A 22,109-nucleotide genomic window follows, 5' to 3' on the forward strand; every position below is an offset into this window, starting at 1 on the left:
GCGAGGAGCGAAGCGACGTGGCGATCGGTGAGGCATCCACTCCAACGCGCCCACGTCACCACGCCGAACCGACACGGTGGGCGTCCAGAGTTCCCTGTTAGCTCGAGGCGTCGCGGGCCCCGTTGCGCGCCGCCTCGATGCGGGTGCGGATCTGGCTGCGGTACAGCTGCTCGTTGGGGATGCCCACCAGCGGCGTCCCGGCCGGACGACCCTCGGCATCGAAGGCCATGATGGTCGGCACGACGCGCACCCCGTAGTTCCGGCCGAGGCGATTCCCGGGCAGCGTCTCGCCATCAAAGTCGCGGACCTCGTCCCGGTCCAGCATCACCTTACGGATATGCACTCCGGCAAAGGCCGGATCCTCGGCCATCGGGCCCAAGTGCTGTTGTTCCGCCCGGTCACAGTAGGGGCAGCTACTGGAGGCGAACATGATCACGGTCGGCCGACCATCACCGTTACCGGCCAGGGCCCGCAGATCGGTCGCGCGTTCCACGCCGCCGGCGGCCGCGGGGGTCGTCAGCAGCAAGCCCGCCATCAGGGTAACGCCCCCCAGCAGGGCCGCGAACGGATTGCGTCTCGGGATTCGATGGATCGTCATGATGATCGGCCTCTCCAGATATCTGGTCCCAGTCTAGGGGCACAAGATTAACGCAGACTGAAGGGGGTTTCGCGCCAACCCGGCCAGCCCGGGAGCGGAGAGGGGTTCATCGGCGACCTGGCGGGGAAACTCGCACAAAAAAGCCCCGCTGGAGCGGGGCCTTGCACCGGCTCGCCGGCGAACCGGCGACCGGGGTGTTGCGAGCGACCTTAGTTGGCGCGCTGGCGCACGTCGGAGGTCACTTCCACGCGGCGGTTGGCCTCGCGGCCGGCCTGGGTGGAGTTGTCGGCGGTCGGGCGGTCTTCGCCGTAGCCGACGGTGCGGATGTCGCTTTCACGCACGCCTTCGCTGGCCAGGAAGTCGGCGACGGCCTGGGCACGACGCTCGGACAGACCCTGGTTGTAGTCGGCCGGGCCGATGGTGCAGGTGTGACCTTCGACCAGCACCGAGCTGTACTCGGCGTCGTCGGCGGTCAGGCTGCGGGCCAGGTCACGCAGGGCGGAACGGCCTTCGGAGCGCAGCTCGGCGCTGTCGAAGTCGAACAGCGCCTGGGCGCTCAGCGTGGTAGTGGTGAATTCCGGCTCCGGCTCCGGCTGCGGGGCAGCGGCGGGCTCGGGCTCGGGGGCTTCGGCGGTTTCCTGGATGTAGCCCGCGCACTGTTCGAACTTCACGTTTTCCGGGGCCCAGGAACGCGTGCGCACGCACTCGCCAGAGCGATCGACCACGACCTTGCCGCTGCGGTCAGTGACGTTCGCGGCCGGCGGTTCCTGCGCAACGACCTGCCCGGCGGCGCCCAGCACCAGCGAAGCCACGGACGCGGCCAGAAGATTCTTAACGAGCTTATGATTCATTGCATAGCCTCCTTGTAAAAACAATCGACGTCGGACCCCGTTTGCGGTCGTGCGGAAATCAGTGGTCGCACGCGCATCCGCAATCCAAAGCAGCGAGCTCCTTACGCCAAGCCCTCTACAGTACCCTGATACTGGCACACAAGTTCGGGTTTTGCACGCAACGAGACGCAATTTTTGTGTCGGCATCACAACGCCGTCACATTCCGCAAACTGGCCGGGATCCAGCCACTTTCGGCCGAACTGTCACGTCATTGCAACAGCCCCTGCGGGGATCCCGCGTATCTCAAGGGACACACAGTCGCATTAAGGGTTCCCTGACGCGGCGCCGACCCACGAGACCACACTGGGGCCGATCGTCTCGCCAGACAAAAAGACCCCGCCGAAGCGGGGTCCCGGGTACATCGGCGATGTACGGAGAAGGCGCGGCTTACATCATGCCGCCCATGCCTCCCATACCGCCCATGCCACCCATGCCGCCCATGTCGTCGCCACCGGCGCCGCCACCGTCATCCTTCTTCGGGATGTCGGCGATCATGGCCTCGGTGGTGATCAGCAGGGCTGCCACGGACGCGGCGTTCTGCAGTGCGGAACGGGTCACCTTGGTCGGATCCAGGATGCCCATGTCGATCATGTCGCCGAACTCGCCAGTGGCGGCGTTGTAGCCGTAGTTGCCCTTGCCTTCGAGGACCTGGTTCAGGACCACGGACGGCTCGTCACCGGAGTTGTAGACGATCTGGCGCAGCGGCTCTTCCATCGCACGGCGGCAGATGTTGATACCCGCGGTCTGCTCTTCGTTGTCGCCCTTGAGCTTGGTGATCGCGGCGCAGGCACGCAGCAGGGCCACGCCACCGCCAGGGACCACGCCTTCTTCCACCGCCGCACGCGTGGCGTGCAGGGCGTCTTCGACGCGGGCCTTCTTCTCTTTCATCTCGACCTCGGTGGCGGCGCCGACCTTGATCACCGCAACACCGCCGGCCAGCTTGGCCACGCGTTCCTGCAGCTTTTCCTTGTCGTAGTCGGAGGTCGCTTCCTCGATCTGCGCACGGATCTGGTCAACACGGCCCTTGATGTCCTTGTTGGTGCCCATGCCGTCGATGATGGTGGTGTTTTCCTTGGTCACCTGCACCTTCTTGGCGCGACCCAGGTCTTCCACCGTGGTCTTCTCCAGCGACAGGCCGACCTCTTCCGAGATCACCTGGCCGCCCGTCAGCACGGCGATGTCCTGCAGCATGGCCTTGCGGCGATCGCCGAAGCCCGGGGCCTTCACGGCGGCGACCTTCACGATGCCGCGCATGGAGTTCACCACCAGCGTGGCCAGGGCCTCGCCCTCGATGTCCTCGGCGATAATCAGCAGCGGCTTGTTGGCCTTGGCGACGCCTTCCAGGATCGGCAGCAGATCACGGATGTTCGAGATCTTCTTGTCGAACAGCAGGATGTAGGCATCCTCCAGCTCGGCGCTCATGTTCTGCTGGTTGTTGATGAAGTAGGGCGACAGGTAGCCGCGATCGAACTGCATGCCTTCCACGACATCCAGCTCGTTTTCCAGCGAGGAACCTTCCTCGACGGTGATCACGCCTTCCTTGCCGACCTTGTCCATCGCATCGGCAATGATCTCGCCGATGGCGGTATCGGAGTTCGCGGAGATCGAACCGACCTGCGCGATCGCCTTGTGCTCGGTGCACGGCTTGGACAGCTTCTTCAGCTCTTCGGTCGCGGACTTCACGGCCTTGTCGATACCGCGCTTGAGGTCCATCGGGTTCATGCCGGCGGTGACCGCCTTCATGCCTTCGCGGACGATGGACTGGGCCAGCACGGTCGCGGTGGTGGTGCCGTCACCGGCGGCGTCGGAGGTCTGCGAGGAGACTTCCTTGACCAGCTGCGCGCCCATGTTCTCGAACTTGTCTTCCAGTTCGATCTCCTTGGCCACGGACACACCGTCCTTGGTCACGGTCGGGGCGCCGAAGGCCTTGTCCAGGACCACGTTGCGGCCCTTGGGACCGAGGGTGACCTTCACGGCGTTGGCCAGGGTGTTCACGCCCTTGGCCATGCGGGTACGGGCGTCGGTACCAAAGCGTACTTCTTTAGCGCTCATGATTCGTTCTACTCCTGAAAATTCGTGTTAGACGGACGCGGGACGGGGGCTCAGCCCTCGATGACGGCCATGATGTCGTCTTCGCGCATCACCAGGACGTCTTCGCCCTCGACCTTGACCTCGGTGCCGGAATACTTGCCAAACAGGACCTTGTCACCGGCCTTCACGTCCAGCGGACGAGACTCGCCGTTATCCAGGATCTTGCCGTTGCCCACCGCCAGGACCTCGCCGCGGATCGGCTTTTCGGCCGCGGAATCCGGGATCACGATGCCGCCGGGGGTGGTGCGCTCTTCTTCCATACGCTTCACGATGACTCGATCGTGCAAAGGCCGCAGGTTCATGGTGCGAACTCCTTATAAAGTGTCTGCAACAGGAAAGTTGGGGTGTCGGACGGGCACCCTGTTAGCACCCGCCCCTGACGAGTGCCAATAATAGGGGCACACAAAGGCGAGTCAAGGGCGCGCGTTACAAATCCGGAGACCGCGGGGAGATCAGCGACGGTCGTCGTGATCGAGCCGGTCGTCAGGCGGCTCGCCACCGTCCTCGTGACGGCGGAACTCGCCCTCGATGGTGTCGCTGCCCTGTGCGCCGCCAGGGCCAGCCCCACGCGCGCGGACCATGCCGCGACGCAGGATGCCGTCCGCCGCCCAGCGCCGCAGCGGCGGGATCAACAGCACGAAGCCGGCGGCATCGGTGAAAAAACCCGGCAGCAACAGCAACACGGCGGCGCTCATCAGCAGCCAGCCTTCGACCAGACCCCGCGCCGGCACCTCCCCGCGCGCCAGGCTCTGCTGCAGACGGCGCCAGTGGTAGAAACCCTGCAACCGGAACAGCAGCAGCCCGGCCGCGGCCGTGATAATCACCAGCGCCACCGTCATCAGGGCGCCCACGGCGTCACCTACCCAGGCAAAGCCGAAGATCTCGAGCAGTACCAGACCAAGAAAGACAAACAGGGGAAAGAGGGGGTTGCGCATCGAGGGGGTTCCGCAGATCAGGCCCGATTATTGGAACATGCCCCCCGGGTGCTGTCGATTGGAACCCCGGTGCGACGCGGATACTCCAAAAACCATTGACACCGGAACGCGCTGGCCGCGACCCGTTTTGTCCTTGCAAGGGGAAGGGAATTAAGCCAGTCTTCCGCACGTCTTTGGTGCATACGCCTGACGAGATATTCCGGAGAGCAAACGAACCATGCTGCGCACACCGATCCTGATGCTGGCCCTGCTGGCCTTCCTCGTCCCGGCCCTGACGACCGCCGCCGTGGAAGACCCGCGCGATCCGGAACACCACTTCTTCGACCCGACCTTCGGCGAGTTCCCCGAGGAGCTGGAGGAGGCGCGCGCGGCCGGCAAGAAGGGCATCCTGATCTTCTTCGAGATGGCCGACTGCCCGTTCTGCCACCGCATGAAGAACCAGGTGCTGAACCAGCCCGAGGTTCAGGAATACTTCAGCGAGCACTTTCTCGTATTCAGCGTCGACGTCGAGGGCGCCATCGAGATCGTCACCTTCGAGGGCGAGACCAAGACCCAAATGGACTGGGCCACCCGTGACTACCGGGTGCGCGCCACGCCCGTGTTCCAGTTCTTCAACCTCGAGGGCGAACCCATCGCCCGGTTCACCGGGGCCACGCGCGACGTCCGCGAGTTCCTCCAGCTGGGCGAGTTCGTAGCCGAGGGGCATTACAAGGACCAGAACTTCACGCGCTTCAAGCGCGAACAAGACGGCCGCTGAGCCCCATCCGCTCAACCCGCGAGGATCGACGCCTGATGTCGCCGATGCACCCCCGCTCGTCCGGCCCCCACCACCGGCGCCGACTGGCCCGCCTGCTGCTGGCCGGCCTGCTCCTGTGGCCGCTGGCCGGAGCGGTAATGGCACAGGACAGCGTCGGCGCGGCCGATGCCGGGCCCTTGCCCAACCCCATGCGGGTCGGTGACGCACTGGAACGCGTCGACGCCCTGCACCCACGGGTGCGCGCAGCACGCGCCGAACGCGAGCAGGCCCGCGCGGAGCTGGAAGCGACCCGTGCCGAACGCGACGTCAGCGTAAACGCGCGGCTCGAGGCCCGCTGGATCGAACCCAACGACCAGATCGAGGACCGCAGCCGCAACGACTCACGCGCCGCCATCGTGGCGCGCAAGCTGCTGAGCGACTTCGGCCAGTCCCACGCGCGCGAATCGGCCAGCGAGCAGCGTCTGGTTGCCGCCCGCCAGCACGAGGAACTGGCCCACGCCCGCCACCGCATCCACGTCCTCGAGCGCTACTTCGATGTGCTGCTGGCCGATCTGGCCTTTGCCCGCGACACCGAGGCAATGGCCGCGGCCTACGTCTCCAAGGAACGCGCCGAGGAGCGCAACCAGCGCGGTCAGGTGTCGGATATCGAGGTCTTTCGCCTTGAATCCGAATATCAGACCCTGCGCGTTCAGCGCACCCGCGCCCTGCAGAACCAGGCCCGCACCCGCGCCGCCCTGGCCGAGGCCCTGAACCGCCCGGACCGGCGTGTGCGCACCGTGCTCGCCCCCATGCTTCCGCTGGACCTGCCGGAACTGCCGGATCTGGACACCCTGCTGGCCGAGCTCGACAACACCAGCCCGCGCCTGCTGGCCGAACGCCGCCAGGTCGAGGCCGCCAGCCGCGAGGTGGCCGCCTCGCGCGCCCAGCGCCGTCCGCGCCTGTATGCGGAGGCCGAATCCGGCTGGTGGAACCGCGACCTCGGCGGCGGAGACCGCAACCCGTTCGCCGCCGGCCTGGTGCTGGAGATCCCGCTGTACGAAGGCCGTCGCCACGACAGCCGCGTCGGCCAGGCCGTCGCCGCCCGTCACCGCGCCGAGGCCGAACTGGGCCAGGCACGCATCGAGGCCCGCAACCGCCTGCGCGAACTGCACGACGAGATCCGTGCCCTGCGCACCCAGCGCGACGAGGCCGCCTGGCGCATGGACTACCGCGAGCTCTACATCGACCGCGCGCGCTACCTCTACGACATCGAGGACCAGGCCGATCTGGGCGACTCGATGGTGCAGCAAAGTGCCGCGGCGCATTTCAATGCCAGCACCGAATACCAACTGGCCCTGGCCTACGAGCGCCTGGCCCTGCTAAGCGGCCGTGACGAGTTGAGCCCGTTCCGCGCCACCCAGGAAACCCCTTGAGCCGCCGGCCCACTGGCGACCGGACGGGAGAACTGCCCATGTCCCGCGTATTCACGAGCCCATCCCTGCTGACCACGGCCAGCCTGCTGGCCCTGCTCGCCGTCACCCCGGCGCCCGTGCTGGCCGAGGACGGCTTCGCGGCCCAGCTCGACTGGGGCGAGCGCTACCGCATCACCGCCCCGGTTGCCGGCCGCATCGAGTCGATCGAGGCCCGCGCCGGCGATCAGGTCGAAGCCGATGCCGTGCTGTTCCGCCTGGACACTCGACGCACCGATGCCGACCTGCGGGCCGCCCGGGCCACGCTGGAGCGCCTGCAGATGGAACTGGACGAGGCCGAACGCGAACGCGACAAGGCCGAGGACCTCTACGACCAGACCCTGATCGCCGCGCGCGAGCTGGAACTGGCCCGCATCGACTACGCGACGGTCGCCGCGCGCCTGGCCGAGGCCCGCGCCCAGCGTGACCGCATCCGCGCCGATCTTGACGACGCCACCATCCGCGCCCCGGCCAGCGGGCGCCTGGTGCGCGTCGAGGCCAACCCCGGCCAGTACGTGAACCCGGCCCTGCTGCCGCCGGTGCTCGCGATCCTCGGCACCACCGACCCGATGCGTGCCACGGCGACCGTCCCGGCCGACACGGCCACGACCCTGGAACCCGGGACCGAGGTTACGGTCGTAGTCGGCGACCAGCGCCTGCCCGGCACCATCGCGCGCGTGGGCTGGGAGCCGACCGGCGAGGAGCCCGAACGCGGCTACCGCGTCGAGGTCGAGTTCTCCCCGGCGGACGGTGTGCCGCTGCGGCCGGGCCAGACAGCGCGCATCGAACGGGATTCCTGAACCATGACTACCACCCGGCAAGCCACCGAAGCCCGCGCCTGGCTGGTGATCACCACCCTGGATGACCCGGCCGCGGCCGACACCCTGGCCGGCACCCTGGTGGAACAGGGCCTGGCGGCCTGCGTGCACATCCTGCCGCCCGGACGCTCGGTCTACCTGTGGAAAGGGAATATCGAGATCGACGCGGAAGTCACTCTACTGATCAAGACCTCGCCCGCACGTCTCGACGAACTCCAGACGCGCCTGGCGGACCAACACCCCTACGAGACACCCGAGATCATCGCCCTGCCGATCGAACACGGGCTGCCCGATTACCTGGACTGGATTACACAATGCACCTCCTGAACCCGCGCACCTGGCTGGCGAGCCTGCTCCTCGCCTTGACGCTGCTGCCCGCCCTGGCCCAGGCCGTCTTCGAGGACGACCTGCTGGACCCGGACGACGCCTTCGCCCTCAGTGCCGAAGCGATCGACGCCGACACTGTGCGCCTCACCTGGGACATCGCGGACGAGTACTACATGTACCGCGAGCAATTCGAGTTCACGCCGGAGAGCGACGGACTCGAACTGGGCGAAGCCCGGATCCCGGACGGCGAGGTCAAGGAAGACGAGTTCTTCGGCCGGGTCGAGACCTATCGTGGCCAGGTGCAGGTCGAGCTGCCGATCGTGGCGGCCGAGAGCACAACCATCGAACTGACCGCGCGCTCGCAGGGCTGCGCGGATCTCGGCGTGTGCTATCCGCCGCATTTCCAGACCGTCTCCATCGAGCTGCCCGGCCTGCCGGGCGGGAACGGCGAGGCCGACGCGGACGAAGAACCCCGCGACGAGCCCGCGGAGGAACGCAGCGCGCTGGGCGACCTTGGCGAACTGTCCGGTGATCTGGGCGCCGCCGATGACCTGCTGGAACCGGAAAAGGCCTTCGCCGCATCGCTGGAGGCCATCAGCCAGAACGCGGTGATCCTGCGCTTCGATATCGCCGAGGGCTACTACCTCTACCGCGAACAGCTGGATGTGCGCATCGCCGAGGGCGACGGCATCGAACTGGGCCCGGTCAACCCGCCGGACGGCGAGCTGCAGGAAGACGAATTCTTCGGCGAGAGCCAGGTGTTTCGCGACCAGGTCGAGATCCTCGTCCCGGTGCTGCGTGACGCGGACGACGTCGCCGACATCACCCTGGCGATCGATTACCAGGGCTGCGCCGACGCCGGCGTGTGCTACCCGCCGCTGACCCAGGAGGTGTCGGTCACCTTCGCCTCCGACCTGGCTGCCGAGGCCGACACCGATGCCCTGCCGGAGACCGGCGACGAGCCGCGCGAGGACGACGAGGCCGCCGCGCCCGTCACCCAGCAGGACCGCATCGCGGCCCAGCTGGCCGACGGCCAGATCTGGCTGGTGGCGCTGGCGTTCTTCGGCTTCGGGCTGCTGCTGACGTTCACGCCCTGCGTGTTCCCGATGATCCCGATCCTGTCGAACATCATCATCGGGCAGAAGAACCTGACCACGCGCAAGGCGTTCCTGATCTCGCTGGTGTTCGTGCTGGCGATGGCGGTGACCTACACCGTGGCCGGGGTGTTCGCGGGCCTGGCGGGTGCCAACCTGCAGGCCGCGTTCCAGAACCCCTGGATCATCGGCACCTTCGTCGCCATCTTCATCGCGCTGGCGATGTCGATGTTCGGCTTCTACGACCTGCAGATGCCGGCCGGGGTACAGAGCAAGCTGTCGCAGATCAGCAACAAGCAGGAAGGCGGCACCTACGTCGGCGCCGGGATCATGGGCTTCCTCTCCGCCCTGATCGTCGGACCCTGCGTGACCGCGCCGCTGATCGGTGCCCTGCTCTACATCAGCCACACCGGCGACGCGGTGCTGGGCGGTATCGCCCTGTTCTCGCTGAGCATGGGCATGGGTGCCCCGCTGCTGGCCATCGGCACCTCCGCCGGGCGCCTGCTGCCGAAGGCCGGCCCGTGGATGGACACCATCAAGGCGGCCTTCGGGGTCGGCCTGCTGGCCATTGGCATCTGGCTGCTCGAACGGGTCATCCCGGGCGAGATCGCGATGTTCCTGTGGGCCATCCTGCTGATCGTGACCGCGGTCTATATGGGTGCACTCAAGACCCTGCCGGAGGGCACCTCCGGCTGGCACACCCTGTGGAAAGGCCTGGGCGTGGTGCTCCTGATCTACGGCGTGCTGCTGATGCTGGGCGCGGCCACCGGCGGCAAGGACATCTTCCGCCCGCTGGCCACGCTCAATCAGCCCGCGGTGACCGCCAGCGGCGAACAGGCCGGGCCGACGGAGATGCAGTTCACCTACATCGACAGCCTCGAAGATCTCGAACGCGAGCTGGAGCAGGCACAGGGCAATAACCAGCCGGTGTTCCTGGACTTCTACGCCGACTGGTGCGTGGACTGCGTGCGCCTGGACCGCACCACCTTCCAGGACCAGCGCGTCATCAACGCGATGGCGGACGTGCACCTGCTCAAGGCCGATGTCACCGACAACACCTCGGAGCACCGCAACCTGATGCGCGAGTTCAACCTGTTCGGGCCCCCGGCCATGATCTTCTGGGACGCCGACGGCAATGAACTGCGCAACTACCGCAACGTCGGGTACCTGAATGCCGACCGTTTCCTGGCGCATGTGGAAAGCGCCATCGGGGTGACGCCATGAGGCCTCACTCGCACGCGCTCACCGGGCTGGCAGTCGCCACGGCCGGCGCCTTCCTTCTGGCCGCCTGCGGCGATCCGGAGCCGGAGATGGATACCGCGGGCGCCACCGCCGACGCGGCCCCCGAGGTCGCGGCCGAGGCGGCCTCGGGCAACCAGCGCATCGACTTCACCCTGCCCGATCTCGCGGGGGACGAACGCCAGCTCAGCGAATGGGACGGCGACCTGATCGTGCTGAACTTCTGGGCCACCTGGTGTCCGCCCTGCAAGAAGGAAATGCCACTGTTCCAGGACACCTACGAGGCCCACCGGGACGACGGCTTCACCATCGTCGCGGTGGCGGTGGACGAACAGACAGCCACCCAGCACTTCGTGGACGACTTCGGCATCGAATTCCCGGTCCTGATCGGCCAGGACGAGGCGGTCGCCGTGGGCCGCGAATACGGCAACCGCATTGGCGCCCTGCCCTACACCGTGCTGATCGCCCGCGATGGCACCATCCTCGACACCCATCGCGGCGAGGTGGAACCGGAAGACCTGGACGGGTGGCTGGAGGCGCACCTATAGCATCCCCAAGTGCCGGAGTGGCGCGCCCGGCGCCCTTGCGCCACAAGGCTGGTAAGTTAGGGAGACACTGATTGGATTGCACGCTCGCGTTGGTACCCCCTGTTTCTCGAGACAAGGCGCGGTGCGCAGCCGGTAGTGGTTCTACCGGCAAGGGCCGCAACGCAGGATCGGGGAACAGGGGGTGCCACCCCCACAATTTATTTCACGAAGGGGCTCGGCCGCTTTTGCGTGGGAACGGCGTTACGGTTCCCTTGTGCAGAATGACTGCACGGCAGTCACCGTGCCTTGTTCGCACGCAAAAGCGACTCGAGCGCGAGCGTGCAATCCAATCAGTGTCTCCCTAAGCCGCCATGACCGAGCGCGAACGCCTGTGGGAACTCGCCCGCCTGATCCGACTGGATCGCCCGGTGGGCATCTACCTGCTACTGTGGCCCACCTTCTGGGCCCTGTGGGTAGCGGCCGACGGCTGGCCGCCCGCCTATCTGATCTTCATCTTCACCGCCGGCGTGGTCCTGATGCGCTCGGCCGGCTGCGCGATCAACGACTACGCCGACCGTGACTTCGACGCCCACGTGGCCCGTACCCGCGACCGTCCGCTGGCGATCGGCACGATCACCCCGCGCGAGGCCCTGGGCACCTTCGTGGCGCTCAGCGTGGTCGCCTTCGTGCTGGTGCTGTTCACCAATGTGCTGACCATCCTGTATTCCCTGGTGGCCGTTGCGCTGGCCGGCACCTATCCGTTCTCCAAGCGCTTCCACCACTTCCCGCAGGTCCATCTGGGCGCGGCCTTTGCCTGGGCCGTGCCAATGGCCTTCACCGCGGTCACCGGCGAGCATCCACCGCCCGTCGCCTGGCTGCTGTTCGTGACGGTTCTGGCCTGGACCGTGGTGTACGACACCTTCTACGGCATGGTGGATCGCGAGGACGATCTGAAGATCGGCGTGAAGTCCACCGCGATCGCCTTCGGCGAGCTGGACCGCCTGATCACCGCCGGGCTGCAGGTCCTGGTCTGGTACGGGCTCTACCTGGTCGGCCAGCACGCCGGGTTCGGGGGCTACTACACGGCCGGGCTGGTGATCGTGGCGATGCTGATGTTCTACCAGCAGTTCCTGATCTTCGAGCGCGAGCCTGCCGACTGCCTGCGGGCCTTCAAAAACAACCACTACCTGGGCGCCGTGGTCCTGCTGGCGATGATCGCCGACCATCACCTCGGCGCCTGACGCGCCCCCTGGGCGGCTCAGGCACGCGCCAGTACCAGCCCCTCCACTCGCTCGGCACCCGCCCGCCGCAGCACGCCGGCCAGCGCCGACAGCGTCGCCCCGGTGGTGGCCACATCATCCACCAGCAGCACATTCCGCCCCGCGAGATCCTCGCCGCGCCAGGCAAAGGCCCCCTTCACATTGCTCCGGCGGGCCTTGCGGCCCAGCGCCTGTTGCGACGCAGTGGCCCGAATGCGCCGCAAAGCCCGGGTCTCCAGCGCCGCCCCCAGTTCCGCCGCCACGCGCCGAGCCAGGACATCCGACTGATTGAAACCGCGCTCGCGCAGCCGCCGCCCGTGCAGCGGCACCGGCAGCACCGTATCGGGCGAGGACCGACGTCCCTGGCCGCCACCGTCAAAGGCCACCCGGGCGACATGGCCCGCCAGCGCCGCCAGGGCCCGCTCGGCCCGAACATTGCCGCCATGCTTGTAGGCGAGGATCAACTGGTCCAGCGGCCAGGCATAGGCCCATCCAGCGTGCAGCGCGTCCAGCGCCGGGGGCTGGCGCACGCAGGCCGGGCACACCCCGGCCGTCGGCAAGGGGAGCGCACAGGTGGGACACGGGCGCTCCAGTGGTGGCAGATCGCCCCGGCAGCCCGTGCAGACCGCCGGTCCGGGCGCCAGGCACAGGCCGCAATGGGACGGGTACAGGGCCTCCGCCAGCCACTCGGCGCAGGCAGCGGACCAGGCCGTCCAGCGCGCGGCCACGGCATGCACAGGGCCCGGTTGCGATGAAGGGGTCAGGGGCATGATGGTATGCTCTGCGTTTTGCATGCAGGGTAGACCATGGCCACCAGGACCGTCTCCGGGCGCAGCTCTCGGCGCGCCGCGTCGATGTTCGACATCGGCAACCTGATCAGCGTGTCGATCGCCGGCATTCCGCTGTTCGTGGTCAGCAGCGAGGGCGTCGGGGTCGGTTTCATCATCGCCGCGATCATGGGGATCGTCCCGCTGGTACTGTGGTTCGGCGGCTCCATGCTGGTCTACGCCCTGAACAAACACCATCCCGATCCGCGGGTCGGCCACCACACCCAGTGGGCCGCGTACCGCTATTACGCCCTGATGGGCGCGCTGATCGTGGTCGCCACCTTCTTCCCGCCGGATCTCGACTATTACCGCGCCTACTGGGCGATCGCCGCGGCCATCCTGCTGCCCTGGACGATCTACGCGCTGTTCACCATCTACCGCGAGCCCTGGGCGGACGTCGAGATCCCCGCCGAATCCGACAAGGACCACCACCTATGAGCACACCCCGCCACGACTGGAATACCGACGAGGTCGAGGCCCTGCTCGACCTGCCGCTGAACGACCTGATCTTTCGCGCGCAGACGGTGCATCGGGAGCACTTCGACCCCAATGCGGTGCAGGTGAGCACGCTGCTGTCGATCAAGACCGGGGCCTGCCCGGAGGACTGCGCCTACTGCCCGCAGAGCGCGCACCACGACGTGGAGCTGGAGCGCGAGCGCCTGCTGCCGCTGGAGGAAGTGCTCGAGGCCGCGCGCAATGCCCGCGCCCAGGGCGCGACCCGCTTCTGCATGGGGGCCGCCTGGCGCAACCCCACCGACAAGAACCTGGAGCGCGTGATCGAGATGGTGCGCGCCGTCAAGGACGAGGGGCTGGAGACCTGCATGACCCTCGGCATGCTGAAGGCCGATCAGGCGAAACGCCTGTCCGAGGCGGGGCTGGACTACTACAACCACAACCTCGACACCTCGCCGGAGTTCTACGGGCACATCATCTCCACGCGCACCTACGAGGACCGCCTGGAGACCCTGGAGCATGTGCGCGAGGCCGGCATGAACGTCTGTTGCGGCGGCATCCTCGGCATGGGCGAGTCGCGGCGCGACCGCGCGCGCCTGCTGCAGCAGATGGCCAACCTGCCGAAGCACCCGGAATCGGTCCCCATCAATCAGCTGATCCAGGTCGAGGGCACGCCGCTGCACGGGATCGAGGACCTCGACCCGCTGGAGTTCGTGCGCACCATCGCCGCGACCCGCATCCTGATGCCGGCCTCCTACGTGCGCCTCTCCGCCGGGCGCACCGAGATGTCCGACGAGATGCAGGCCCTGTGCTTCCTGGCCGGCGCCAACTCGCTGTTCTACGGCGACACCCTGCTGACCACGCCGAACCCCGGCGAGAATCACGACCTCGCGCTGTTCGAACGCCTGGGCCTGCGCCCGGAGACCGGGCCGGAAGCCCCTGCGGAATCGGACCGGCCCGCCTCCGCATCGGCCTGAGCCAAGCGGCCGGTGGCGGGCGACTTTCCCGATCATTTCTCGGCGGTGGCGGCGGCGTATGCCCGCCACCGCCCGGACTACCCCGCCGAGCTGTTTGACTGGCTGGCCGCGCACACCCCGCGCCACGAACGGGCCTGGGACTGCGCCAGCGGCAACGGCCAGGCCGCGCAGGGCCTGCAGCCGCACTTCCCGCAGGTCGTGGCGACGGATGCCGCCCCGGCCCTGCTGGCCGCCCTGCCGGCGACCACCGGCATCGACCGCATCGCCTGCGCCGCCGAGGCCTGCGCGCTGGCCGACGCCTCGATAGATCTCGCCTGTGTCGCCCAGGCCGCGCACTGGTTCCGCCATGCCGACTTCCATCACGAGGTTGCACGCGTCCTGCGCCCGGGCGGCCTGCTGGCGATCTGGGGCTACGGCATCCTGCGCGCCGAGGACCCGGCGCTGGACCGCCTGCTGACCGACTTCCACGACACCACCCTGGCGCCCTGGTGGCCGGAAGAGCGCAGCCACATCCGCAGCCACTACAGCGACCTGCCGTTCCCCTGGCCGGAGATCGAAACGCCCGAGTTTCGGATCGACCGCGACTGGGACCGCGACACCCTGCTCGGCTACCTCGGCACCTGGTCGGCCATCCGCCGCGCGCAGGCCGTCGGGCAGGATCCACTGGCCGCACTGGAGCCGGCCCTGCGCGCGCTGTGGCCGAATACGGACATCACCGCCCGCGTGCACTGGCCGATCTTCCTGCGCGCCGGGCTGCGGCCGTGAGCGATTCACCATGAGCGAGTCGCTGCAGGCCTTTCTGCAGGCCCGCCTCGACCGCGTGCGCACGGACGGTCGCTGGCGCCGTCTGCGCACGCTGGACGGGCCGCAGCAGCCGGAGCAGGTCATCGACGGTAAATCTATCGTCGCCTTTTGCTCCAACGACTACCTGGGCCTGGCGGCCGATCCGGCCGTCGCTGCCGCCGCCCGCGAAGCCCTCGACCGCTACGGGGTCGGGGCCGGGGCCGCCCATCTGATCAACGGCCACACCCGCGCGCATGTGGAACTGGAGCAGGCGCTGGCGCGCTTTACCGGGCGCGAGCGCGCGCTGCTGTTCTCCACCGGCTACATGGCCAACCTGGCGCTGGTACAGACGCTGGCCGGCCGCCACGACACGGTGTTCGAGGACCGCTGGAACCATGCCTCGCTGATCGACGCCGTGCGCCTGGCCGGCGCGCGCAGCCAGCGCTATCACCATGCCGATCCCGGGCACCTGCGCGAACGTCTGGAGCAGGCTCCCGATCGCGGTCACCGTCTGATCGTGACCGACGGGGTGTTCTCCATGGACGGCGACATCGCCCCGCTGCCGGAACTGGCCGCGCTGGCGCGCGAGTTCGACGCCTGGCTGATGGTGGACGACGCCCACGGCCTGTCGGTGCTGGGCGCGACCGGCGGCGGCAGCTGCCAGCACCACGGCCTCGGCGCGGACGACGTGCCGATCCTGATGGGCACGCTGGGCAAGGGTTTCGGCACCGCCGGGGCCTTCGTCGCCGGCTCCGAGGCCCTGATCGAGGCCCTGATCCAGACCGCGCGCCCCTACATCTACACCACCGCGATGCCGGCCGCCCTGGCCGCCGCCACGCTCGCCTCCGTGCGCATTGCCGAGGCCGCCGAGGATCGCCGTGCGCACCTGCAGGGCCTGCTGCAACGCCTGGGGGCAGGCCTGGACCGGCTCGGCCTGCAGCACCCGCCGCCCCTGACCCCGATCCAGCCGGTCCACATCGGTGACGCCCGCCGCGCCAGTGCCGTAGCCGAGAGACTGCTGGCCGCCGGCTTCCTGGTCCCGGCCATCCGCCCGCCGACGGTCCCCGAGGGCCAGGCGCGGCTGCGCATCACGCTGTCCGCCAGCCACACCGAGTCTCAAGTGGATACGCTGCTACGGGCGCTGGAGCACGCGCTCGCCGCCACCACCACGTGAAACCGCGCACAGTCCCGACACGCAGCCGTTCACGCTTCCGCAAAACACCCCGCCACGTTAAACAACCGTTCAGCGAAACAACGCCAAGCTGGGCCCGTATCCGATCAAAAGGAGACGGACCATGGCACGGAAACGCACCCAATCCCGTCGCGGCCTGCCCGCGCACCTGAAGGTACTGGCCGCCGCACTGCTGTTCGGATTTGCCGCCGATACCCTGGCCTCGCCACCGCCCTGGGCACCGGCCCACGGCTGGCGCGCGCAGAACGACCCGGGCTATCACGGCTACCACGGTCACAGTTATGACCGCTGGGAGCGGGATTACGGCGTGATGGACGGGCGCTGCAACCGCGACGCGATCGGGGCCGCGATCGGTGGCGGCGCGGGGGCTGTGATCGGCCATCGGGTTGGCGATGGCGACCCGGTCGCGATCCTGATTGGCGCGGCCGGCGGCGCGGTGCTGGGCGGCATGATCGGCCGCCAGATGGATCGCAACGACCAGGCCTGCATGGGACACGCCCTGGAACTGGCCGAGACCGGCCAGACCGTGCACTGGCGCAATGCCCATGACCAGCCGGTACAGCTGACCCCGCGCCGCAACCGCGACAGTGGCTGCCGCGACTTCGAGATGACCATCGACGGCCAGCGTCACACCGGCACCGCCTGTCCGTCGGAGCCCGGGCACTGGGAGATCCGCGGCTGACCGGCGGGGCCCGCCAGGGACAAGGCGCTACAACTCGCCGCGCTCGGCCAGGGACACGCTCTCGTCGGCGACGATCACATGATCGAGGACCCGGACGTCCACGAGCCCAAGGGCATCGGCCAGGCGGCGGGTGATGGCGACATCCGAGCGCGACGGCTCGGCCACGCCCGAGGGGTGGTTGTGCGCCAGGATCACCGCCGCCGCGTTGTGCCGCAGGGCACGCCGCACCACCTCGCGCGGGTGTACGGAGGCACCGTCGATGGTGCCGCGAAAGAGCTCCTCGAAGGCGATCACCCGGTGGCGGTTGTCCAGGAACAGGACCGCAAAGACCTCGAAGGGATAGTCGCGCAGGCGCGCCGCGAGGAACTGGCGGGTCGCGGTCGGCGAGGTCAGCGCATCGCCACGCTCCAGATCGGCGGCCAGGTGCCGCCGCCCCATCTCGAGCACCGCCTGGAGCTGGGCGTACTTGGCATCGCCCAGCCCCGGCGCCGCGCAGAACCCCGCCTGATCGGCCTGTAAAAGCGGCCGCAGCCCGCCGAAGCGGCCGAGCAGGTCGCGCGCGACATCGACCGCGCTCTTGCCGGCCACGCCGGTGCGCAGAAAGATCGCCAGCAGCTCCGCATCGGAAAGCGCGGCCGCGCCGCGCTCGATCAGCTTCTCCCGCGGACGCTCGGCCGCGGGCCAGTCGGTAATCGCCATCCCCACCTCCCTGTGGTTCGGTCGTTTGGTTTTTCGGTCCAGGGCGCCGCTCAAGACATCCTGCAAGCCCGCCTGTTGCCCTCGCTCAGTCCTCGAAGCGGGAGATGTCGCGCACCGCGCCGAAGGCGGCGGAGGTCGTCATCAGGGCGTAGGCGCGCAGGGCCTGGGTGACCTCGCGGTTGCGCGACTCGGGCTTCCAGGCCTTCGCGCCGCGGGCCTCCATCGTCTCGCGCCGGGCCGCCAGGGTGGCGTCGTCGACGTCGATGCGGATCTCGCGCCCGGGGATGTCGATCTCGATGGTGTCGCCTTCCTCGATCAGGCCGATCGCGCCGCCCTGCGCGGCCTCCGGGGAGACGTGGCCGATGGACAGCCCGGAGGTGCCGCCGGAGAAGCGCCCGTCGGTGATCAGCGCGCATTCCTTGCCCAGCCCCTTGGACTTCAGATACGACGTCGGGTAGAGCATCTCCTGCATGCCGGGGCCGCCCTTCGGGCCCTCGTAGCGGATGATCACGACGTCACCCGCCTGGATGCGGTCGCCGAGAATCGCCTCGACGGCCGCGTCCTGGCTCTCGAACACCCGCGCGGGGCCGGAGAACTTCAGGATGCTCTCGTCGACCCCCGCGGTCTTCACGATGCAGCCGTCCGGGGCCATGTTGCCGTAGAGCACGGCCAGGCCGCCGTCGGTCGAGTAGGCGTGTTCGATGTCGCGGATACAGCCGTTCTCGCGGTCGATATCCAGGCTGTCCCAGGTCTTGTCCTGGCTGAACGCGACCTGGGTGGGCACGCCGCCCGGCGCCGCCTTGTACAGGGCCTCGGATTCGGCGGCGTGGCGCATCACGTCCCACTGTTCCAGGGCCTGGCCCATAGTATCGGCGTGGACCGTCGGGATGTCGCGGTGGATCAGCCCGCCACGATCCAGCTCGGCGAGGATGCCGACCACGCCACCGGCGCGATGCACGTCCTCCATGTGGTAGAGCTGGGTGGCCGGGGCCACCTTGCACAGGTTCGGGACCTTGCGCGAAAGGCGGTCGATATCGGCCATGGTGAAGTCGACCTCGCCCTCGCGCGCGGCCGCCAGCAGATGCAGCACGGTGTTGGTGGAGCCGCCCATGGCGATGTCCAGGCTCATCGCGTTCTCGAAGGCCTCGAAGGTGGCGATCGAGCGCGGCAGCACGGATGCGTCGTCCTGCTCGTAGTAGCGCTTCGCGAGTTCGACCACGCGCCGACCGGCCTGTTCGAACAGCGACTTGCGCCCGGCGTGGGTGGCCAGCAGCGAGCCGTTGCCCGGCAGCGACAGGCCCAGGGCCTCGGTCAGGCAGTTCATCGAGTTGGCGGTGAACATGCCGGAGCAGGAGCCGCAGGTCGGGCAGGCGGAGCGCTCGATGGACTCCACCTCCTCGTCGCTGGCGCTGGAGTCGGCGGCCTTGACCATCGCGTCCACCAGGTCCAGATGGATGACCTTGTCGCTACCCGGCGCCTGCACCTTGCCGGCCTCCATCGGGCCGCCGGAGACGAACACCACCGGGATGTTCAGGCGCATCGCGGCCATCAGCATCCCGGGGGTGATCTTGTCGCAGTTGGAGATGCACACCAGCGCGTCGGCGCAGTGGGCATTGACCATGTACTCGACCGAGTCGGCGATGATCTCGCGCGAGGGCAGCGAATAGAGCATCCCGCCGTGACCCATCGCGATGCCGTCATCCACCGCAATGGTGTTGAACTCCTTGGCCACACCACCGGCCTTCTCCACCTCGCCGGCGACCAGCTGCCCCAGATCCTTCAGGTGCACGTGCCCGGGCACGAACTGGGTGAAGGAGTTGGCAATGGCGATGATCGGCTTGCCGAAGTCACCATCCTTCATGCCGGTGGCGCGCCACAGGGCGCGGGCGCCGGCCATGTTGCGGCCGTGGGTGGTGGTGCGGGAGCGATAGGCGGGCATGGTCGGGTCTCGTGAACGTTTACGCAGAAGCGGAATCGTACATAATGAGTCGTACAAACCCCAGTATCCCGAGGTCCCGGCAATGAAAATCGAGGTCGAGAACATCAAGTGCGGCGGCTGCGCCAGCTCCATCCGCAAGGGCCTGCTGCAGGTCGAAGGCGTCACTGAGGCCGAGGTCGACGTGGAAGGCGGCGCCGTCGAGGTCCAGGCCCCGGACAGCGCCCGCGAGGCGGTCGCCGCCAAGCTCGCCAGCATGGGCTACCCCGAGGTGGGATCGGTCTCCGGCTGGCGTTCCACCAGTGCCAAGGCCAAGTCCTTCGCCAGCTGCGCTGTGGGGCGCATGAGCGGCGATTAGGCCGTGCCACTCCGATCGCCGGGCCGGTCCTGGGCCGGGCTGGCCTGGCTGATCCTGTTCGTCGGCCTTGGCGCGGGGTGCGCGCAGGCCGAAAACGGGCTCCCGACGGCCGACCTGGACATCGGTGAACAGACCCTTACCGTCGAGATCGCCGCGACGGACCGCGCCCGCCGGATCGGCCTGATGCACCGCGACCACCTGCCGGACGACCACGGCATGCTGTTCATATGGCCGCGTCCGGCGCAGTACGGCATGTGGATGCAGAACACCCGCATCCCGCTGGATGTGGCCTTTATCGATGCCGATTACACCATCACCAACATAGCATCCATGACACCCCACTCCACCCGCATCCATGAGGCGAAACGCCCCGTGCGCTACGCGCTGGAGGTCAATGCCGGCTGGTTCGAGCGGCACGGCGTCGCGGCCGGCGATCGCGTACCCGACCTGGAGCGAATCGTCGGCGGGAACGACTGACACCTTTCCAGCACAACGCGGCCCGGGCTGCCGACGCGCAAATTGATCCGTGTTTTCACTAGGGAAACACGGATCAATGTACACGCTCGCGCTCGAGTCGCTTTTGCGTGCGAACAAGGCGCGGTGACTGCCGTGCAGTCGTTCTGCACAAGGGAGCCGCAACGCCGTGGGCATGCAAAAGCGGCCGAGCCCCTTCGGGGTTGGCACCCCAGGTTCCCCGATCCTGCGTTGCGGCCCTTGCCGGTAGAACCACTACCGGCTGCGCACCGCGCCTTGCCTCGGAAAACCTGGGGTGCCAACGCGAGTGTGTACATTGATCCGTGTTTCCCTAGACTGTCGGCTCAGGACATCCTCAGGAAACGGACGCGCACGTGACCACCACGCCCCACCCATCCGCCCGCCCCGGCGCACCCTTGCGTCGAGCCCCGCAGCCCGGGGAACTCGCGTGGTTCCGCGATGCCGTGCCCTATATCGCGGCCCACCGCGGACGCACCATGGTGATCGCGCTGGCGGGCGAGGCCGCCCAGGCGCCGGAATTCCCGGCGCTGATGCGCGACATCGCCAAGCTCAATGCCCTCGGCATCCGGGTGGTGCTGGTCTACGGCGCCCGGCCGCAGATCGAGGCCCGCATGGGCGAGCGCGGGCTGACCCCGGCCTATGCCAATGGCCTGCGCGTGACCGACGCCCCGGCGCTGGAGGCCGTGCTGGATGCGGTCGGCCGACTGCGCCTGCAGATCGAGGGGCTGCTGTCCCGCAGCCTGGGCCAGCCGGGTACCGGCAACGCGCGGCTGCGTGTGGCCAGCGGCAACTTCGTCACCGCCCGCCCGCTGGGCGTGCGCGACGGGGTGGACTTCCATTACACCGGCGAGGTCCGCGGGGTGGATACCAACGCGCTCGCGGCCTTGCTGGAGCGCGAGCAGGTCGCCCTGGTGTCACCGCTGGGCTACTCCCCCACCGGCGAGGTCTTCAATCTCTCCGGGGAAGACGTCGCCACCCAGGTGGCGATCGCGCTGAATGCCGACAAGCTGATCTTCCTGACCGAGGCCGGCGTGCTGCGTGACCCGGAACACGGCGTGCTCGACCAGCTCACCGTACCGGCCGCGCAGGAGTTGCTGGAGACCAGCCCCGACCTGCCGGAGGAACTGGCGAACCACCTGAGAAGCGCAATCGATGCCTGCCACCAGCGCGCGATGCGGGTGCACCTGGTGGATCGGCACGACGACGGCGGGCTGCTGACCGAACTCTTTACCCGTCAGGGGATCGGGACCCTGGTCTCGCGCGAGCCGCTGGAACGCCTGCGCCCGGCCACGCTCGACGACGTGGGCGGCATCCACGCGCTGCTGGAACCGCTGGAGGCCGAAGGCATCCTGGTGCATCGCGCGCGTGAACACCTGGAGCTGGAGATCGACCGCTTTCAGGTGCTGGAGGCCGACGGCCTGATCATCGGCACCGCCGCGCTGTATCCGTTCGAGGCGGATGCGGCGGAGATCGCCTGCCTGGCCCTGCATGGCGACTACCGCGGCAGCGGGCGCGGCGACCGACTACTGCAGGCCATGGAACAGCTGGCGCGGGAGCAGGGGATCCGGCGGGTGTTCGTGCTGACTACGCGCACCGCGCAGTGGTTCCAGGAGCGTGGCTACACCCCGGGCCAGGTGGATGACCTCCCCGCGAGCCGCCAGACCCGGTACAACCAGGCGCGCAACTCGCGGGTCTTCACCCGCAGTCTGGCGGAAGACTAGCC

At 68.3% G+C, this 22,109-nt stretch carries 23 protein-coding genes; 15 read left to right on the top strand and 8 right to left on the bottom strand.

Going from position 1 to position 22,109, the window contains the following annotated elements:
• Positions 1 to 97: 97 nt before the first annotated feature.
• From H609_RS0111610 to H609_RS0111630, 5 genes are all read right to left on the bottom strand, one after another.
• Positions 98 to 598 carry a thioredoxin fold domain-containing protein gene (locus H609_RS0111610; RefSeq protein ID WP_018876009.1) on the bottom strand — a complete coding sequence of 167 codons (501 nt, stop codon included), beginning with the start codon at positions 596 to 598 and terminating at the stop codon, positions 98 to 100.
• A gap of 209 nt (positions 599 to 807) precedes the next feature.
• The gene (locus tag H609_RS0111615; RefSeq protein WP_018865885.1) at positions 808 to 1,449 is read right to left on the bottom strand and encodes an OmpA family protein; all 642 of its coding nucleotides are present in this window, start codon (positions 1,447 to 1,449) and stop codon (positions 808 to 810) included.
• A 427-nt stretch (positions 1,450 to 1,876) separates the two neighbouring features.
• Positions 1,877 to 3,541 carry a chaperonin GroEL gene (groL, locus tag H609_RS0111620; protein ID WP_018865886.1) on the bottom strand — a complete coding sequence of 555 codons (1,665 nt, stop codon included), beginning with the start codon at positions 3,539 to 3,541 and terminating at the stop codon, positions 1,877 to 1,879.
• A gap of 50 nt (positions 3,542 to 3,591) precedes the next feature.
• Positions 3,592 to 3,882, bottom strand: coding sequence for a co-chaperone GroES (gene groES, locus H609_RS0111625; RefSeq protein ID WP_017942807.1), 291 nt, complete (start codon positions 3,880 to 3,882; stop codon positions 3,592 to 3,594).
• A 150-nt stretch (positions 3,883 to 4,032) separates the two neighbouring features.
• Positions 4,033 to 4,515, bottom strand: coding sequence for an FxsA family protein (locus tag H609_RS0111630; protein WP_018865887.1), 483 nt, complete (start codon positions 4,513 to 4,515; stop codon positions 4,033 to 4,035).
• Between the two features lie 217 nt (positions 4,516 to 4,732).
• On the opposite strand from H609_RS0111630, the gene H609_RS0111635 reads away from it, so the two are divergent.
• The 7 genes from H609_RS0111635 to ubiA all read left to right on the top strand — a co-directional run bounded on the left by H609_RS0111635 (position 4,733) and on the right by ubiA (position 11,966).
• Positions 4,733 to 5,272 carry a thioredoxin family protein gene (locus tag H609_RS0111635; RefSeq protein ID WP_018865888.1) on the top strand — a complete coding sequence of 180 codons (540 nt, stop codon included), beginning with the start codon at positions 4,733 to 4,735 and terminating at the stop codon, positions 5,270 to 5,272.
• Between the two features lie 35 nt (positions 5,273 to 5,307).
• A complete protein-coding gene (locus tag H609_RS0111640) occupies positions 5,308 to 6,684 on the top strand; it encodes a TolC family protein (RefSeq protein ID WP_018865889.1) in 1,377 nt (458 codons plus the stop codon).
• 38 nt (positions 6,685 to 6,722) lie between these two features.
• A complete protein-coding gene (locus H609_RS0111645; RefSeq protein ID WP_028485012.1) occupies positions 6,723 to 7,520 on the top strand; it encodes an efflux RND transporter periplasmic adaptor subunit in 798 nt (265 codons plus the stop codon).
• 3 nt (positions 7,521 to 7,523) lie between these two features.
• Positions 7,524 to 7,865, top strand: coding sequence for a divalent-cation tolerance protein CutA (gene cutA, locus H609_RS0111650; protein ID WP_018876006.1), 342 nt, complete (start codon positions 7,524 to 7,526; stop codon positions 7,863 to 7,865).
• The gene (gene dsbD / locus H609_RS0111655) at positions 7,853 to 10,183 is read left to right on the top strand and encodes a protein-disulfide reductase DsbD (protein ID WP_018877246.1); all 2,331 of its coding nucleotides are present in this window, start codon (positions 7,853 to 7,855) and stop codon (positions 10,181 to 10,183) included. The genes cutA and dsbD overlap by 13 nt, the downstream gene beginning before the upstream one ends.
• The gene (locus H609_RS0111660) at positions 10,180 to 10,746 is read left to right on the top strand and encodes a peroxiredoxin (protein WP_038036298.1); all 567 of its coding nucleotides are present in this window, start codon (positions 10,180 to 10,182) and stop codon (positions 10,744 to 10,746) included. Before dsbD ends, H609_RS0111660 begins: the two co-directional genes overlap by 4 nt.
• Before the next feature lie 350 nt (positions 10,747 to 11,096).
• Positions 11,097 to 11,966: a 4-hydroxybenzoate octaprenyltransferase gene (gene ubiA, locus H609_RS0111665; RefSeq protein ID WP_018865894.1), complete on the top strand. Its 870-nt coding sequence runs from the start codon at positions 11,097 to 11,099 to the stop codon at positions 11,964 to 11,966.
• 17 nt (positions 11,967 to 11,983) lie between these two features.
• On the opposite strand, the gene H609_RS0111670 is transcribed toward ubiA, so the two are convergent.
• Positions 11,984 to 12,544, bottom strand: coding sequence for a ComF family protein (locus H609_RS0111670; RefSeq protein WP_019558430.1), 561 nt, complete (start codon positions 12,542 to 12,544; stop codon positions 11,984 to 11,986).
• Positions 12,545 to 12,790: 246 nt separating this feature from the next.
• Between H609_RS0111670 and H609_RS0111675 the strand changes: the two genes are divergently transcribed.
• The 5 genes from H609_RS0111675 (at position 12,791) to H609_RS0111695 (ending at position 16,898) form a co-directional block, all read left to right on the top strand.
• Entirely contained in the window at positions 12,791 to 13,249 is a 459-nt protein-coding gene (locus H609_RS0111675) for a hypothetical protein (RefSeq protein WP_026329810.1), read from the top strand.
• Positions 13,246 to 14,241: a biotin synthase BioB gene (gene bioB / locus H609_RS0111680; RefSeq protein ID WP_028485014.1), complete on the top strand. Its 996-nt coding sequence runs from the start codon at positions 13,246 to 13,248 to the stop codon at positions 14,239 to 14,241. The genes H609_RS0111675 and bioB overlap by 4 nt, the downstream gene beginning before the upstream one ends.
• Before the next feature lie 12 nt (positions 14,242 to 14,253).
• Positions 14,254 to 15,006 (top strand): methyltransferase domain-containing protein, encoded by a 753-nt coding sequence (locus H609_RS0111685; protein WP_028485015.1) that lies wholly within the window; start codon positions 14,254 to 14,256, stop codon positions 15,004 to 15,006.
• Positions 15,007 to 15,016: 10 nt separating this feature from the next.
• The gene (gene bioF, locus H609_RS0111690; protein WP_028485016.1) at positions 15,017 to 16,198 is read left to right on the top strand and encodes an 8-amino-7-oxononanoate synthase; all 1,182 of its coding nucleotides are present in this window, start codon (positions 15,017 to 15,019) and stop codon (positions 16,196 to 16,198) included.
• Positions 16,199 to 16,319: 121 nt separating this feature from the next.
• On the top strand, positions 16,320 to 16,898 hold the full coding sequence (locus H609_RS0111695) for a glycine zipper domain-containing protein (RefSeq protein WP_018865900.1): 579 nt from the start codon (positions 16,320 to 16,322) through the stop codon (positions 16,896 to 16,898).
• A 27-nt stretch (positions 16,899 to 16,925) separates the two neighbouring features.
• Here H609_RS0111695 and radC read toward each other — a convergent pair whose 3' ends face one another.
• Together radC and ilvD are read right to left on the bottom strand one after the other, a co-directional pair.
• Complete coding sequence (gene radC / locus H609_RS0111700) at positions 16,926 to 17,597, bottom strand: DNA repair protein RadC (RefSeq protein WP_018876000.1); 672 nt, start codon at positions 17,595 to 17,597, stop codon at positions 16,926 to 16,928.
• 85 nt (positions 17,598 to 17,682) lie between these two features.
• Complete coding sequence (gene ilvD, locus H609_RS0111705; RefSeq protein WP_028485017.1) at positions 17,683 to 19,536, bottom strand: dihydroxy-acid dehydratase; 1,854 nt, start codon at positions 19,534 to 19,536, stop codon at positions 17,683 to 17,685.
• An 82-nt stretch (positions 19,537 to 19,618) separates the two neighbouring features.
• Here ilvD and H609_RS0111710 point away from each other — a divergent pair, with 82 nt between their 5' ends.
• From H609_RS0111710 to argA, 3 genes are all read left to right on the top strand, one after another.
• Positions 19,619 to 19,891, top strand: a complete 273-nt coding sequence (locus tag H609_RS0111710) for a heavy-metal-associated domain-containing protein (protein WP_018865903.1) — start codon at positions 19,619 to 19,621, stop codon at positions 19,889 to 19,891.
• A 3-nt stretch (positions 19,892 to 19,894) separates the two neighbouring features.
• Positions 19,895 to 20,368, top strand: coding sequence for a DUF192 domain-containing protein (locus H609_RS0111715; RefSeq protein WP_028485018.1), 474 nt, complete (start codon positions 19,895 to 19,897; stop codon positions 20,366 to 20,368).
• 371 nt (positions 20,369 to 20,739) lie between these two features.
• Positions 20,740 to 22,107, top strand: a complete 1,368-nt coding sequence (gene argA / locus H609_RS0111720) for an amino-acid N-acetyltransferase (protein WP_028485019.1) — start codon at positions 20,740 to 20,742, stop codon at positions 22,105 to 22,107.
• The last annotated feature ends 2 nt before the right edge of the window (positions 22,108 to 22,109 follow it).

The sequence above is a fragment of the Thioalkalivibrio sp. ALE17 genome (assembly GCF_000425605.1).
Classification (GTDB): Bacteria; Pseudomonadota; Gammaproteobacteria; order Ectothiorhodospirales; family Ectothiorhodospiraceae; genus Thioalkalivibrio.

Bases quoted from the DNA above. Each gene is read 5' to 3' on its own strand.
- H609_RS0111610 (WP_018876009.1), bottom strand. From the start codon at position 598: ATGACGATCCATCGAATCCCGAGACGCAATCCGTTCGCGGCCCTGCTG.
- H609_RS0111615 (WP_018865885.1), bottom strand. From the start codon at position 1,449: ATGAATCATAAGCTCGTTAAGAATCTTCTGGCCGCGTCCGTGGCTTCG.
- groL (WP_018865886.1), bottom strand. From the start codon at position 3,541: ATGAGCGCTAAAGAAGTACGCTTTGGTACCGACGCCCGTACCCGCATG.
- groES (WP_017942807.1), bottom strand. From the start codon at position 3,882: ATGAACCTGCGGCCTTTGCACGATCGAGTCATCGTGAAGCGTATGGAA.
- H609_RS0111630 (WP_018865887.1), bottom strand. From the start codon at position 4,515: ATGCGCAACCCCCTCTTTCCCCTGTTTGTCTTTCTTGGTCTGGTACTG.
- H609_RS0111635 (WP_018865888.1), top strand. From the start codon at position 4,733: ATGCTGCGCACACCGATCCTGATGCTGGCCCTGCTGGCCTTCCTCGTC.
- H609_RS0111640 (WP_018865889.1), top strand. From the start codon at position 5,308: ATGTCGCCGATGCACCCCCGCTCGTCCGGCCCCCACCACCGGCGCCGA.
- H609_RS0111645 (WP_028485012.1), top strand. From the start codon at position 6,723: ATGTCCCGCGTATTCACGAGCCCATCCCTGCTGACCACGGCCAGCCTG.
- cutA (WP_018876006.1), top strand. From the start codon at position 7,524: ATGACTACCACCCGGCAAGCCACCGAAGCCCGCGCCTGGCTGGTGATC.
- dsbD (WP_018877246.1), top strand. From the start codon at position 7,853: ATGCACCTCCTGAACCCGCGCACCTGGCTGGCGAGCCTGCTCCTCGCC.
- H609_RS0111660 (WP_038036298.1), top strand. From the start codon at position 10,180: ATGAGGCCTCACTCGCACGCGCTCACCGGGCTGGCAGTCGCCACGGCC.
- ubiA (WP_018865894.1), top strand. From the start codon at position 11,097: ATGACCGAGCGCGAACGCCTGTGGGAACTCGCCCGCCTGATCCGACTG.
- H609_RS0111675 (WP_026329810.1), top strand. From the start codon at position 12,791: ATGGCCACCAGGACCGTCTCCGGGCGCAGCTCTCGGCGCGCCGCGTCG.
- bioB (WP_028485014.1), top strand. From the start codon at position 13,246: ATGAGCACACCCCGCCACGACTGGAATACCGACGAGGTCGAGGCCCTG.
- bioF (WP_028485016.1), top strand. From the start codon at position 15,017: ATGAGCGAGTCGCTGCAGGCCTTTCTGCAGGCCCGCCTCGACCGCGTG.
- H609_RS0111695 (WP_018865900.1), top strand. From the start codon at position 16,320: ATGGCACGGAAACGCACCCAATCCCGTCGCGGCCTGCCCGCGCACCTG.
- radC (WP_018876000.1), bottom strand. From the start codon at position 17,597: ATGGCGATTACCGACTGGCCCGCGGCCGAGCGTCCGCGGGAGAAGCTG.
- ilvD (WP_028485017.1), bottom strand. From the start codon at position 19,536: ATGCCCGCCTATCGCTCCCGCACCACCACCCACGGCCGCAACATGGCC.
- H609_RS0111710 (WP_018865903.1), top strand. From the start codon at position 19,619: ATGAAAATCGAGGTCGAGAACATCAAGTGCGGCGGCTGCGCCAGCTCC.